Origin of the sequence: Haloarcula sp. JP-Z28 (assembly GCF_011440255.1) — an archaeon.
Taxonomy (GTDB): domain Archaea; phylum Halobacteriota; class Halobacteria; order Halobacteriales; family Haloarculaceae; genus Haloarcula; species Haloarcula marismortui.
The window spans coordinates 1-13,921 of record NZ_JAAOHT010000088.1 but is presented as its reverse complement, the minus strand read 5'-3'; the positions used below and the strand labels follow the sequence as shown (position 1 = coordinate 13,921).

The following is a 13,921-nucleotide window of genomic DNA, read 5'->3' as shown; positions in this document are numbered from 1 at the left end:
TGCTGGCGACATGGCGCCAGCAGGGACGCAATCCATATGACGAGCTCAAGCGAGTCTCCCGGAACAACGAGATGATTTCACGAGATCAGGCTGTGCCGGCCGTTGAGTCCTCGGGGTAAACACGTACACGAGATTCTTTTAGAAACGTTATTATTGGACAGATTTATATGTACTAATTGGTTAGTTAGTTATGCCGCCCATGAATTAACTCCCTTTTGTTCCCACCCACGTTCCCCCCACCCTCCGTTCTAATTTAGTCGGGGTCAAAGTCGAGTTCACCCGATTCAATCTGGCTGCGCAATAGTTCTCCATGCAAATTTGGATTCCGCGATACCCACAGAAACAGCCCATCTAACTCTGGCAATTTGCAGCCTGATTCGATCATTAGATACATCTGAATCAGATGAGCGTGGCAGTTAACGGCGTATGAATACCGGTGGCTTCGTTCTTGTGCTGTCATACCTCCAGTGGTTGCAACTTATCCACAGTTACACCGCAGGTACTGACTCCGTTCGTGAGTTGTTGCATCGGTGGTATGAAATCGTGTTGGTACGCCGGTTGAGAGTGACTCGATGAGGGGGGTATTCAGTTCAGCGTGGTCTTACCGGTTGCTGTGTAGACACCAGTAGCGTCTTGATACAGTGAAACAGTGGTCGCGTCGGCAATGAGAATATCTCGAAGTTTGAGACATCACCTGAAGTGATTTTGTCCGGTATCGAGATTTCAATAGCCGTGGAGGAAGAGGTCAACTAACGGCGAAACCGAACGAGAGCGTGTAGAATAGCGCGACGATATCGAACTTCCGCTCACGTCCAATGGAGCTTGTTGCGCGAGCGTGAGGGAAACAGATGTAGTCATTTGTTCCCCCACGTCCACCGCGCGTCGAGTACGTATCGGTAGATGCCACTGATGACGATGCCGACCCCGTTCCCGACCAGATACGGAATGCTCGCCCACCTGACGAGGACGAACAGTACCCCGACCTGGATGGGGATTGCAGTTCCGCGAACGACGTTCGTCTTGAACAGGCCGGTGAGGTACTCGTCCCAGCCCGTGTTCCGCGATCCTCGGAAGGTCCAAGCGTTGTTGAGCACGTACGAGAGAGCGATCGTTATCTCGATGGCGATCACCGCCCCGACCAGGTAGTTTAGCCGGCCGATATCGACGAAGAGCCACAGCAGGACCATCTGGACACCGGCCGCGAACGTCCCGACGAGGACGAACCGGCGGAGCCGTGGCGCGAACGGACCGCTCGAAAGGTTGCGAAGAAAGCTCCTGATCATCTATCGATACCCCAGGGCCGACAGCCGCGCCCCAAGGTCGTCGTCGACGTCGCCGGTCGCCGTCTCCCCCGCCCGGTCGCGCAGCGTCGCGGCGTGGTCGTCGATGATGGACTCGAAGCGCTCGATGACGCGCCGCTCTTCGGTGGTCGGGTCGGCCGAAAGGTCGTCCTGCTGGGTCGGCTCCGACGGCCGGTAGTACAGCTCCCGGGTCCCCCCGTCGACGTTCTCGACGTAGGTCCAGTCCCGGTCTCGCACGCTGACGAGCAGATCGCCGTCGTCGAGTGACCGGGGGATGGGCTGGGACGTCACGTCCTCGCCGCGGACGGTGACGGAGACGACCGGTTCGTCGGCCGGGGCGTCTCCGTCGAAGACGCTGGGTGCGAGGGAGTCGCCTTGCCACTCGGTGGGGGCATCAACGTCCAGCAGGTCCGCTACCGTCGGTGGAACGGCGTCGAGGCCGACCTGCCCGTCGATCCGGCGGCCATCCGCGCCAGGGACGTCGACCACGAGCGGGACCCGGATCAGCTCGTCGTACAGCTTCGGATAGTGGGCGAGGTGGCCGTGTTCTTGGAACTCCTCGCCGTGGTCGCCAGCCAAGACGACCGCGGTTTCGTCTGCGATGTCGTTGTCGGCGAGGGTGTCCACGAGCCGGCCGATGCTGGCGTCGACCTGCCGGACCGCCGCCTGGTAAAGCGTCCGGAGGTCCCCAAGCGTCTGTTCGCCAACGTCCCATCCCAGTCCGATCCGCGTGTGGGCGTGGAGCATCCGGTGGGTGCCCAGGAGATCCGACGACACCTCGCGGATGTAACGGGGTGCTGGAACATACGGGGTGTGGGCGTCCATGTAGTGGACCCAGAGGAAGAAAGGCGAGTCGGTCTCCGCGACGAACTCAGCGGCTGCGTGCTCGACGTCGAACATCCGCGAGGTGTCGAGGAACGGCCGGTCGTCCGCGTTGCCGCGCAGCAGGGAACTGATCCGTCGGACTGGCGAGATCGCCAGTTGGATCCACGCCTCAACGGTCGGATGCGTCGCGAGGTACCGGCTGTAGATGCTGGAGCCAACGCTGGCGACGAACGGTTCGAACTCGTCGAACCCCGCTTCGTAGCCCCAGTGTGACGTGAGAAAGCCATTAGCGGCGTTGAACCCGCCCGTCGCGACGTCAGCCTCGGAAAGAACCGACGCGAGCGTCGGGACGCCGTCGACACCGATGCGTCCGGTGTCGGCGAATACCGGCCGCGAGGCCAAGATCGACGGGAACGAGAAAGGCGTCCAGTTTCCAGTGGCGAAGGCGCGCTCGAACACGGTTCCGCTGTTCGCAATCGAGTCCATCACCGGCGTGTGCCGCTCGGCGTCGTAGGCGCCGATGGCGTCCGCCCTGAGCGAGTCGACTGTGACGAGGACGACGTTCGATAGCCCGGTAGTATCCATTGTGGTGAACACCTCACTGGACGCGTCCAATTCATACAGTGGCCTGCGACCCGCACCCAGTGGGGACTAACCCGCAGTCCGGAACGGCATCGCACAGTTCCGGCAGCGACGGGTATGAGGACCACCACGCCACTTATTAAACAGTTAGTATCAGGTTTTACTGTTTCGCTTTCCGAGGCAAACGAGCAACACTGAGGCTTTCCAGAACGCCACTGTTTCCCGGTGAGAGGTCTTGAACCACTGATCAGCCCGGAAACGAGCCAGGGTTGGCGACAAATCGCCAGCCTAGTCTGATGATTACTATTTATATATCAATCTGGGTGATTGGGAGTAAGAAACTGACTGACCAGTTGGAAGTGGTGAGTCACGGGTTCGCGCCCGAAATCCGTAGGGGTTTTTTTCTCCGGAGTCAGACACCTCGTCCAGGAGGGCTACAGTCACGTACTCGTCTGCGGCCCGACGCGCTGTCTCGAAGGCTTCCGTGTCGTTGAGAACCACCGCGCAGGTCCGGGTGCCGTCAACGATGATGAGAAGGACTCGGGCCAGGTTCTCCGTGTCGACTCGCTGAACACGGCTTTCATGATGCTGTGGTCGATGGCCGCCAGAACCATGTGCCGGACGTACTCGTCGGTCTACTGGAACCGGTCCCCGAAGACTCCTTGTACGTCACCTAGCTCTGTCTCTCCAGCACTGAGATGAATAAGTCGTGAGGTTTTCCGGTGCAAGGAGTTTCTTGAGCAGGAGTTTCAGACGCTATTCGGAATCGGCCGGTTTCTCTCACGTGTAGTCTTTCCGGTTCTGAACAGGGTAATATAATCAATTTACACGGTGTTAAGCAAGATATTACGAAGGATTTAACAACGTGCTAACTAACTAGTTAGTAAGAATTTCCAGACTGGGCATTCATTTCCTATGAGTGAGTCACAAGGTTCGTTGAGAGAAACGGTACAGGCGTGGAACGAAGAGGGCAGTCTGTATGTAGTCGTCGGCTTGATATCGACGATACTCTCGCTCGTGTTTATTCCCTTGCTTGGCCTCGTGGCCGTGTATTGCGGGTACAAGCTATACGAGACACAACAAAAAACAGTACTGTCTATCCTGATGGCAGCGCTCGGCGGATTTGGGTTTCTGTGGTGGATTTATTACCTCACTATACTCTAAAATCCAGAAATGGTGACCACTACATCTCCCGAGCCAGATCTTACCTGGTGTCATGAAGCGGTACAGGATGTGTCGCGTACCTTCGCCTTGACCGTGGATGTACTGGAAGAACCGATGTCATCGCAGATCTGCTTGGGGTATCTGCTATGTCGCGTCGCCGATACCATCGAGGACGCCGGTCATATCTCACCTGAATCGCAGGCGAACCTCCTACGAACGTTCGATGCCGCACTCAATCCTGCCAGCAACGAAACGATGAACAAGTTCCGGGCAGCTGTCGACGGTTGGTTGCCACCGTCAGTCGACCGCAGCGCCGACTGGTCCGTCGTCGCTCAGTCACCGACAATTTGGGCGACATTCACTAACCAGCCGGAATCCGTACAGACAGCCGTCATTCCGCTGGTCCGGGAGATGGTTGACGGAATGACGATGTTCGTTGAGCGCTACGCTGACACTGGTGGACTCCGTATCAACGATCGCTCCGAACTCGAACAATACTGTTACTACGCTGCTGGTACCGTCGGCAGGCTTATCACGAATCTCCTTACCCGGGGGAACGTCTCTCAGAAACGCGCTCAAAGGCTGTACGACACAGCGGACGAGTTTGGACTCCTCTTACAGATGGTGAACGTTTCGAAGGACGTGTACGACGATTACACAGAGGAAAACAACGTCTATCTCCCGGCCGAGTGGCTCGCTGACGAAGGGATCGATCAAGAGTCTATCCTCCGCACCGACAATCGAGAACCAGCTGCGAACGTTGTCGAACGGACGGCCTCCTACGCGGGGACGTTCCTCGATGACGCCCAAGCGTACATTAAGGCGATGCCACTCACGCACGGTAATACGATGGCCGCGTGGTCCATTCCGTATTTGCTAGGCGTGGGAACAATCAGGGAACTCCACACCCGGCCTGAGGACGCACTCACCGAGTCTGGTGTGAAGATATCGCGGCGAGAAGTGATTGCCGTGATGGAGGCGGCTAGTACCGCTGATCGTAACGCAATTGGTGAACTCCGCGAAACTATCGCGACCAAACCGTACCACCAAGCCCTCGACTAACGACGTTCATATCACTAGATGCAGTAAGAGCATTCGTGGATCTGGGTGGACAACAGGTGCCGTCCACACATCCAATTCTGAAGAGCCTCTAACGTCTGACTACGTGTGCTCACACACTACTCAGACTTCGGCAACCCGAGTCGATGAATCTTCGACAGAGAAGTCAGAGGTACGTTTGGTAGGCGATAAACGCGGCGATAGCGAGACACACGACACCGAGCGCACGTACGACCCACGTCCACTTGTTGGAGATGGTTTCGTCCGTACCGTAGTCACCGCGGCGTCGGCGGTTCGGGCCAACGAATACGGACAGTCGGAGTGCTGTCTGCGGCGCGGCAACCAACACAATGCCGAGCAGGACGCCGAGAATGACTGCGAGGAGTTCACGGACCCCGGGCATCTACGAGCGGAGCCGCTGGATACGCTTCTCCATGGGCGGGTGCGTGGAGACGATCTGCTGGAGGAAGCCGCGGTCGGAACTGGAGATACAGAGCGCGCTCACCTGTTGATCAACGTTCGTGTCGCGGGAGCGCTGATTGCCCCGCCCGCGGCCGCGCCGATTAGCCGATCCACGGGTACGCTGATTCGCCGAGGCGCGAGCCTGCTGGTTGCCCTCGTGAATCTTTTCGAGAGCACGCGCGAGCGGGTCACCCTGCCCGATGACGTCCTTCGCGTCGGCGTCAGCGACGTATTCTCGGTACCGGGAGATAGCGAATACGAAGATCATCACGAGGAACTGGACGATATTCCCAACGATGACAGCAAGGAAGAAGTCTGCGAGGTCGTTTTCGCCGGTGAACAACACGGCGAATTGCGCGACGATGGCGACGATGGAGGCGATGCCCTGCCCGAGTTGCATCGTAATGACGTCGCGGTTGTCGATGTGTGCGAGCTCGTGGGCGATGACGCCTTCGAGTTCATCGCGGTCGAGCAACTGGACGAGCTCTCGGGAGATGACGACCGTGCCGTTGCCGCGGCGACCGACGGCGAACGCGTTCGGCACGCCCATGTCGGCGATCTTCAGCGACGGCTTCTCCATGTCCTTGTCGCGGCAGACCTGCTCGACGAACTGGTGGAGCTGCGCAGACTGGTTCTCGGGCAGGTCCTCGGCCCCGACGCTCCGTAATGCGGCCCACTTTCCGATCTTGTACTGAACGCCGATCAAGAGGATACTGCCGACGATGGCGATTGGGAGGATGCCCTGGCCGAACGCCACCATCGCTGCGGCGACGGCGACGAGGTAGAACCCCGCGAGGATGGCCCCGACCACGGCCATCCGTACTTTGAGTCCGAAGTGTCGCATAGGGGCACTACGTAGCTAGAGGTATAAAAAAGATACTCTATCACTTGATGAGGACGTTAGGTCAGTGGTATAGCGAAATCGGGTGTTAACGTGTATTTCAAGCCGTTTTTACGGCTGAATCACAGTCTTCAGCAGTCAGGAAGACTTATGACTAATCATCTGGTTAGTCCCACTATGGGTCGGTCGGTCTCTCGAAAGCGGCCATGGCTCGCTGCGCTACTCGGAGCAGTTGCGACAGGGTTCGGGCATCTCTACCTCCGGCGGTGGCGTCGTGGGCTTGCCTGGGTCGGCGTTCTATTCGGGGTTATCGTCCTTTTCGTTGACCCCGCAGCTATCGAAGCGCTCGCCAACTGGCACGCTGTCGATCCCTTAGCAATCGCTCCGATCCTTGTGATCGGAAGTCTCAACGCCGTCGATGCGTATCTTCTCGCACACGCTCAGAATGCGGTCGCTCGACTAACCTTCACCCCGGACGGACAACGTACACACTGTCCAAACTGTGGCAAGGAACTCGATTCGGATCTTGCGTTTTGTCACTGGTGTACGACGGAGATCGGAGATCTGGAAGCAGCCCTTCCCAATGACCGAAATGAAAGAGATGAACGCTAACAAAACTCTCTGGGACCAGTTCACCGACCAGTGTTCCCACTTTGTAGCGTGTTTGCAGGGGAACACATGGGACAACCTCGAGAAGAGACGGCAGGTCCTGCTTCAAGTCTCAGGGAGCCCCAGTTCTAGATATGTTTAACCGGGTATCCGTCGAGAAACAGGCACGGGTGCTTGCTCATGCGGTTTTCATCATCGTGGCAGCGTTCGTCGTGGGAATCGGCCTCGGTATTCCAGTAACGCTCGGAATGGTACTGTTGGGCTATACCCTCACCCCACCATCGATAGAGGTGCTCGCTGCAACGTCTATCGCGCAGTATGTCGGGTTCATAGCTGTCGTCGGAGCCTACCTCCGCGTTACCGACGTTGGGGACCTCGTTCGTGTACGTATGCCAACTCTCCGTGATGTCGCTTTGATGATCGCTGGTCTCGTCGGTTTGTTCGTGGCGGTGTATCTCCTCGGCATCGTCATTACTGCTCTCGGTGCTGACCAGGCACAGAACACCGTCGTTACCATGGGACAACAGAATCCGGAACTCTTTCTCGTGATGATTCCAATTACAGTACTGTTCGTCGGTCCGGGCGAAGAGTTAGTGTTTCGCGGCGTCGTCCAGGGCCTGTTTTACCGTGCCTATGGGGCAGTCCCAGCCATCGTCATCGCCAGTGGTCTCTTCGGTATTGCCCACTATGCCGCGTTGGCCGGGAGCGGCAAACTCACGTACATCGTCGTGACTATCCTCCTTGGACTGATCCTTGGCGGGCTCTATGAACGAACCAATAACATCCTTGTTCCAATCGTCGTCCATGGCATCTACAATGCGATACTGTTTGCTGGTCAATGGGTACTCGCGGTGAACGATATTCCCATGCCGTCCTGACATCGGCGTGGTATCCAGGACGAGATTGCTTCCGTGGGGGCCTACCCAGTCGTCAGTCCGTGTTCGATCTTTCCACTCCGGTCTTGTCAGCTCTGAGGACGGCGTTCACGTATTCGTCTGCGGTTCGTCTGGCCGTTGCGAGCGTATCCGTCTCGCCCAGAACGACCGCCCGTGTGCGCCCCCCGTCAACGATAGTCATGAGTGCCCGGGCGACGTGTTCGGAGTCAACGTCAGTGAACTCGCCTTCACTGATGCCGTGATCGATCACGGTCCTGAGCATGTACCGGACGTACTCATCGTTCTGCTGGAATCGGTCGGCGAACGCCTCCTTATACGGCGCTTGACTCCGCATCTCCAGCATTGCGATCAGCAAGTTGTGATGATCCTCTGGATCGACGAGCAATTTGTCCAGCAGGAGTTCCAGTCGTTGGTCGGGATCGGTCGTCTCAACCTCGTGGATCGTATCGACGAACTCATCAAGGATGTAGTCCAAAAACGCCGCTAACAGGTCATCTTTCGTATCATAGTGGTAGTGAACGGCAGCGGTCGATTTCCCGTACTCCTCGGCAATGCGTTTGATCGTGAGGTCGGCGTAACCGTGTTCTCGAAGCGCGCGATAGGTCGCACGCATGATCTCCTCATCAGGATCCGAAGAGGTCCGTTCCGGCGGGTCGGCCATTGGTAGTATATTCGTCTTGCTCCCAATAACAGTTTTGACCCACTCGTCAGAATCAGCGACGCAGTATCTCTCCTGTAGCGGTTGGTCTGGGCGGAAGTAGCGGTGATTTCTCGGTCGGTTCTGATCCTCCGAAGGCTTTTGACTAATCGGTTAGTAAGTAGACTATCGACCACATGGCGGACGAGCCAGCCACCGAGATCCTTGATGCAACGTATCGTGCCCTCTGTGAGCAGGGTTACGCGAATCTCACACTCCAGGACATCGCTGCCGAAGCGGACACGAGCACGGCCTCGATTCACTATCACTACGATTCCAAAAATCAGCTGTTCGCCGTCTTTCTCGACGACTTGTACGAACGATTCACCGACCGAGTGGATTCTCCCAACGGTGACACGCCACTCGAACAACTTGACACGCTCCTCCAGGTATTACTCTCTACCGAGGCTGATCCGTCTCTGAGAGCGTTCCGAACAGCGATGCTCGAACTGAAGGCACAGGCTCCGTACGATCCTGCGCTGCAGGAACGCCTCACCGATTTCGACGAATTCCTGTTCGACCAACTACGAGAGATACTCGCGGCTGGCGTGACCGCTGGCGAGTTCGACGACCACATCGAGCCAGCCCGCGATGCAGAGTGCCTCACAACAACGATTACCGGCGCACACACGCGCCATGTCACAATCAACCAGCCCTCTGACCAACTCTACGATACGATGACCAGATACATGGAGCGACATCTACTCGCCGACGAGCAACCGGAGGTTGGACGGTAATGGGGCTGTTCAGCCGTATTGGTTCGCTCTTCAAGGGCCCAGAGGAGTTCGACCTCACATCGGGTGGAATCGCGAAACCACTGTTTTTTCTCTCGATGCCGATCGTCGTCACGAACCTCTTCCAGACCGCGTACAACCTCGCCGATACGTTCTGGCTCGGCCAGTACAGCACCGATGCGCTCGCGGCGATTAGCTTCGCGTTCCCGATGGTGTTTTTGCTCATCTCGCTCGGGATGGGTATTTCTGTCGCCGGGAGCGTCCTTGTCGCACAGTTCACCGGTGCGGACGAGGAGCGCGAAGCTGAGTATGCCGCCTCGCAGACGGTGACGTTCGCCGTCATTGCCTCAGTCATCCTCGGCGGCGTCGGCTACTTCCTCGTCGAGACGTTCCTCGACGTCATGGGCGCATCACAGGACGTGCTGCCGCTGGCGACGAGTTACATGGAAGTCATCTCACTTGGCCTGCTGTTCATGTTCGGCTTCTTCGTCTTTGTCGCGCTCATGCGCGGGTACGGCGACACGATCACGCCGATGCTCGTCATGTTCGGCTCGGTCGTGCTCAACATCGTCATCGATCCGTTCCTGATCTTCGGCTTCGACAGCAATCCGCTGTTTGCGATGCTCGGCCTCGGCGGCCTTGAGTCGACGCTGTTCGCAATGACCGGCTACACGGGGTCCGGGATCGCGGGTGCGGCGATCGCGACCGTCTTCTCCCGCGGGATCGCGTTGGTCGTCGGCCTCGTGATTATGTTCCGCGGGAACCGCGGGGTCCAGATTCACCTGCAGTATATGGTGCCGGACCTCTCGTATCTCCGGCGGCTCGTCCGCATCGGCTTGCCAGCGTCGATTGAGGGGACTGGACGGGCGCTCTCGATGAATCTGTTGTTAGTCATCGTCGCACTCTTCCCGGACACCGTGGTCGCCGCCTACGGGATCGGGACGCGCGTGTTTTCGGTGATTTTCCTCCCGGCCATCGCCGTCGCCCGTGGGGTGGAGACGATGACTGGGCAAAACATGGGGGCCAACAAACCGGACCGAGCAGAACAAGCGGCGGGACTAGCGGCGAAAGTACTCTTCGGTGTCCTCACGGCTGCGGGGGTCGTTGTGTTCTTCGTCGCCGCACCCATCGCCGACGTGTTCACGACCGACCCCGGGGTCGTCGACATTGCCGCGCAATTCCTTCGCTACGTCGCACTGACGTTCGGCTTCATCGGCATTATGCGGGCCTACACGGGCAGCTTCCGCGGCGCCGGTAAGACACTCACTGCGGCGGCTATCTCCGTGTTAATGCTCGGTGTTATTCGCTTCCCGATTGCGTGGTTCGCCTCCGGACCCCTTTGAGAGACGGGTGTCTGGCTGTCATTCGCGGTCTCGAACGTCGCTGGAGCGATTATCGCCTACGCATGGTACCGGCGCGGCACATGGCGCGAGAGTGACTTGACCGAATCCAAAGTCGACCTCAACGAGACTAGTGCCGAGACAGCAGCAGGTGATGACTGAAACCGATGACTGACACAGACACTGTCCACCCTTCACAGATCGAGCGCCACTTTCAACAGGTGCTCAGCACCGCGGACGAGGCCAATCTCCCGCTCGTCCAGGATGTACTGGACGATTGCCCCGACAGGTGGTACGGACAGCTGGTGGTGACCGTATACGATTCATTGTCAGATCGCCAGGACCGTGAGGATGTCCTTCCTTACGCCGCCGCGGTCGAATTACTCCGGGGATACGTTCGTCTCCGAAGTCGACTACTCGTCACCCTCACAGACAAACACGCGCATTCGCTTACGCTGGATCCGACAGTAGCACTGCTGGCCGGTGATTACCTCTATACGGCTGCATTTTCGTCACTCCGTTCAAGATCCGACTTCTCGTTGGGTGATTGTTTCGAGATACTGACGACGGTTCTCGAATCCATCACGGAGGCATTTGCGCGCACCTACACCGCAGCCGGCTCCACAGACCACGACCAGGCGAAATTTCTCGATGACACTGCGGGGAGTCTCAGTGAAGGTGCTGCCGCCCTTGGAGCGACGCTGGCTGGTGCCGACGAACCGGTTCGCCGATACTGCGAACGACTCGGTCGCGGGCTCAGTACCGCCCGACAGATCAACTACGTGATCGATATGGAGCCAATCGAGGCGACGGTTGTCCCGCCCACATTCGATGAGTCACAATTCCGTAGGTATGCAGAACAGCGGCGAGATGACGCTGCTCAGGCTCTCGACACCCTGTCAGAGACTGTCGACGTAACGCGTCTGCAAGCGTTCGCCGATGTGACTGTAACGGGACACGACTAACAGAGCTCAGCCACTAATGACGACGCACTCGATTAACGTCCCGGACGCCTGGCAGATTCACACTGCAAACGGACGATACGAGGAGACGATGTTCGAGTTCCAATTCGAGAGCCCTGCGTCTACTGCCCTGTCTGTACGACTCGTAGGGCAGAGTAGTACTGAGCACGATGCCATCTATACTATTACCGTCGTCATTGACGATGGAGAAGAACAGTCAATGATTGCTGGCGAGTGTACGTCAGAAGCGGAGGCGATGAAGACGACCGAGGAGTTACTGCGCTCCCTCCAGCGGTCATTCCGCGCTGAGGCTCGGACTCTTGACGAACTCGACGCCAAAACGTTAGAAGCGATAGTCGGTCGATATCGGTACGGCACACTCAGATATCGAATCCGAGCGACCCTTGATTCGTTCCAGAACTTACGGGAAAATGATTAAACCCAGAAGATGACCACGAAATCTGAAGGCGCCGTCCTCGAAAACTTGGCGTCAATCCAACAGGCCCTCAATCTGGAAGCGAACATTCAGCAGTACGGTGAACTACTGGTTTCAGAACTCACGACACGAGAACTGCAGATCCGACTCCCAGCCCGTACTGCCGCAGCATGCTACCTCATTGCGTGCCGCTTGCAAGAGATTCCGATTCGTGTGGCCAGAATTTCTGACACCTCTACTGCTACTAAATCAGAAATCCTCAATGAAATGCAACGGGTCTCAGACGCATTGGATCTCGAGATCCCGAATGACGATCCAACTGTGATCCTCGAAGAGGCGTGTGAGGACTTTCGCTCTCCGCCGACATCCAAGCTCGCGCACAACAAGTAGCACAATTGGGTGTCGAAGCCGGAGCCACCAGTGGCGTCTCCCCATATTCGTATGCAGCAGCCGTGCTCTACATCGCCAGTTCAGCTGCCGAACCCGACCTCTCCTAGGCTGACATCGCCGAACAATTCGGCGTATCTACAGCCTCCCTCCGAGAGAGACGTGACGACTTGCTCGAAGCAACCGGGAGCCACCTATTCGAACTTCAATATCCGACAGCACCGCCCGAAGCCACATGGTTGGTTGACAACCTACTCTCCTACGCACGGACTGCACAATGGGCAAAGGGCAAGCGTCATATGGGTGTTCTCGCTGGAGCGTGGTTGTACGCAGTGAACAGGCATCATGTCGATGCCAACGTGGCAGAACTCGCAGATATAACCGGTGTGAGTAAGTCGACCATTCGTGCCCGCTATCAAGATCTCATCGAGCACCTTGGAACTGCTGATACCGGCATAGATAGTAGGGACAGTGTTTGAGTAATTTACTGAAATGTGGAATTGATTATTCTCTTGTGTAGACATAGCAGTCATTTGGATACGGACGGAAACGCATAGTTAGCTACGGGCCAACGTTCTGAGCATCCATGTACACAATCGCTGACCTGCCCATCGAAAACACCCTCCAGACCGTCAAATACGACCTCGGGCTCGAATCTGCACTCCGTCAGATGTTCGAGAACAGCTACACCCAGATCGGTGTCGAACGTGACGGCGAACTCGTCGGGATTGTCACTTACAGGTCCGTGGTCCGGACCCTCCTTGCATTCCAGCGGCTGGAGGTCGGACACAAAACGCTCGATAAGATCTCGGTCGGAGCGGCCGTCGAAGATGCACACACCATCAGTGAAGACGAGAACCTTCTCGCCGTATTCGATGCACTCGCAGAATACACGTACATCGTGGTCGATCGAGACGACGAGTGGCGGATTCTAACCGACTACGACCTCCTGACACGACTGAAACAGATGCTTGAGCCGTTTCTGTTGATCGAGTCCATCGAGATGCAGTTGCGCGAGATTTTCACGCGAGTGTTCGGTGATGCGCTGTCGGAGCAGCTAGCCGAAACGTTCGACGAGGAACACCCACTACCAACGCCAGCGTCGATCGAGCATTGCAGTTACGCACACTATGCCCAATTCATCTCGATTCATTGGGGAGAATTTGAGTCGCTCTTTGATGATCAACAGGACGTGATCCGCGAGTTAGTGCTTGAAATCGGGGATATGCGAAATCAGCTCTTCCACTTTCGAGTCGACGACCCGGACGAATTTGACCGAGATTTGCTTCGCTTCGGTCAGTCGTACTTTTCCTCCGTGTAACTTCTGAGTTCGTGCGCTGGGGGGGTCATGAGTATCATACGGCTTGTCGGCAAGTCGAGCAACTGGCCTGGGCTCTATGCATTGAGAGAGCCAGTCTCAACTACTGTCCATAGATTCTTTCTGACAGGAATCGCCTCTAGAGATGGTCAGACAATCGATATCGTCCGTTCCGTGATTTAGTCTTTCACTCGGTACCAGGAGTGTCAGCGTTGTCTGACGTATGATTTATACCATTCGCACAAGACACTATATGCGTATGATACGGGTGATGCAATGACGCGAGTGGCAGTCGGGATGCAGAAGGG

The 13,921-nt window shown here is 57.0% G+C and carries 16 protein-coding genes and 1 pseudogene; 11 read left to right on the top strand and 6 right to left on the bottom strand.

What is annotated here, in order from left to right; genetic code table 11:
• Positions 1 to 502 precede the first annotated feature (502 nt).
• The 3 genes and pseudogenes from G9463_RS24610 to G9463_RS21095 form a co-directional block, all read right to left on the bottom strand.
• A pseudogene (locus G9463_RS24610) lies at positions 503 to 835 on the bottom strand (IS4 family transposase); the annotation flags it as partial.
• A gap of 19 nt (positions 836 to 854) precedes the next feature.
• Entirely contained in the window at positions 855 to 1,283 is a 429-nt protein-coding gene (locus G9463_RS21100; RefSeq protein WP_165897750.1) for a GtrA family protein, read from the bottom strand.
• On the bottom strand, positions 1,284 to 2,711 hold the full coding sequence (locus G9463_RS21095; RefSeq protein ID WP_165897749.1) for a sulfatase-like hydrolase/transferase: 1,428 nt from the start codon (positions 2,709 to 2,711) through the stop codon (positions 1,284 to 1,286).
• A 1,170-nt stretch (positions 2,712 to 3,881) separates the two neighbouring features.
• Here G9463_RS21095 and G9463_RS21085 point away from each other — a divergent pair.
• Positions 3,882 to 4,934, top strand: coding sequence for a phytoene/squalene synthase family protein (locus G9463_RS21085; RefSeq protein ID WP_049944731.1), 1,053 nt, complete (start codon positions 3,882 to 3,884; stop codon positions 4,932 to 4,934).
• A 163-nt stretch (positions 4,935 to 5,097) separates the two neighbouring features.
• Here the strand turns inward: G9463_RS21085 and G9463_RS21080 are convergent, their stop codons facing one another.
• Entirely contained in the window at positions 5,098 to 5,334 is a 237-nt protein-coding gene (locus tag G9463_RS21080) for a hypothetical protein (RefSeq protein ID WP_007190064.1), read from the bottom strand.
• Positions 5,335 to 6,210, bottom strand: coding sequence for a M48 family metallopeptidase (locus G9463_RS21075; protein ID WP_007190063.1), 876 nt, complete (start codon positions 6,208 to 6,210; stop codon positions 5,335 to 5,337). It abuts the gene before it with no gap.
• Positions 6,211 to 6,411: 201 nt separating this feature from the next.
• Between G9463_RS21075 and G9463_RS21070 the strand changes: the two genes are divergently transcribed.
• A complete protein-coding gene (locus G9463_RS21070; RefSeq protein WP_165897748.1) occupies positions 6,412 to 6,846 on the top strand; it encodes a zinc ribbon domain-containing protein in 435 nt (144 codons plus the stop codon).
• A 131-nt stretch (positions 6,847 to 6,977) separates the two neighbouring features.
• Complete coding sequence (locus G9463_RS21065; RefSeq protein ID WP_165897747.1) at positions 6,978 to 7,721, top strand: CPBP family intramembrane glutamic endopeptidase; 744 nt, start codon at positions 6,978 to 6,980, stop codon at positions 7,719 to 7,721.
• A 52-nt stretch (positions 7,722 to 7,773) separates the two neighbouring features.
• On the opposite strand, the gene G9463_RS21060 is transcribed toward G9463_RS21065, so the two are convergent.
• Positions 7,774 to 8,400 carry a TetR/AcrR family transcriptional regulator gene (locus G9463_RS21060; protein WP_007190060.1) on the bottom strand — a complete coding sequence of 209 codons (627 nt, stop codon included), beginning with the start codon at positions 8,398 to 8,400 and terminating at the stop codon, positions 7,774 to 7,776.
• 173 nt (positions 8,401 to 8,573) lie between these two features.
• Here G9463_RS21060 and G9463_RS21055 point away from each other — a divergent pair, with 173 nt between their 5' ends.
• The 8 genes from G9463_RS21055 to G9463_RS21030 all read left to right on the top strand — a co-directional run bounded on the left by G9463_RS21055 (position 8,574) and on the right by G9463_RS21030 (position 13,616).
• Positions 8,574 to 9,173 carry a TetR/AcrR family transcriptional regulator gene (locus G9463_RS21055; protein WP_007190059.1) on the top strand — a complete coding sequence of 200 codons (600 nt, stop codon included), beginning with the start codon at positions 8,574 to 8,576 and terminating at the stop codon, positions 9,171 to 9,173.
• The gene (locus G9463_RS21050; protein WP_370457983.1) at positions 9,173 to 10,513 is read left to right on the top strand and encodes an MATE family efflux transporter; all 1,341 of its coding nucleotides are present in this window, start codon (positions 9,173 to 9,175) and stop codon (positions 10,511 to 10,513) included. Before G9463_RS21055 ends, G9463_RS21050 begins: the two co-directional genes overlap by 1 nt.
• 164 nt (positions 10,514 to 10,677) lie before the next feature.
• A complete protein-coding gene (locus tag G9463_RS21045) occupies positions 10,678 to 11,475 on the top strand; it encodes a polyprenyl synthetase (protein ID WP_165897746.1) in 798 nt (265 codons plus the stop codon).
• A 16-nt stretch (positions 11,476 to 11,491) separates the two neighbouring features.
• Positions 11,492 to 11,911 carry a hypothetical protein gene (locus G9463_RS21040; protein WP_007190056.1) on the top strand — a complete coding sequence of 140 codons (420 nt, stop codon included), beginning with the start codon at positions 11,492 to 11,494 and terminating at the stop codon, positions 11,909 to 11,911.
• Between the two features lie 9 nt (positions 11,912 to 11,920).
• A complete protein-coding gene (locus tag G9463_RS23880; protein ID WP_205254248.1) occupies positions 11,921 to 12,298 on the top strand; it encodes a cyclin family protein in 378 nt (125 codons plus the stop codon).
• A gap of 5 nt (positions 12,299 to 12,303) precedes the next feature.
• On the top strand, positions 12,304 to 12,405 hold the full coding sequence (locus tag G9463_RS24605) for a hypothetical protein (protein WP_370457982.1): 102 nt from the start codon (positions 12,304 to 12,306) through the stop codon (positions 12,403 to 12,405).
• Between the two features lie 189 nt (positions 12,406 to 12,594).
• Positions 12,595 to 12,774, top strand: a complete 180-nt coding sequence (locus G9463_RS24600; protein ID WP_370457984.1) for a hypothetical protein — start codon at positions 12,595 to 12,597, stop codon at positions 12,772 to 12,774.
• A 107-nt stretch (positions 12,775 to 12,881) separates the two neighbouring features.
• Positions 12,882 to 13,616: a CBS domain-containing protein gene (locus G9463_RS21030; protein ID WP_165897745.1), complete on the top strand. Its 735-nt coding sequence runs from the start codon at positions 12,882 to 12,884 to the stop codon at positions 13,614 to 13,616.
• Positions 13,617 to 13,921 lie beyond the last annotated feature (305 nt).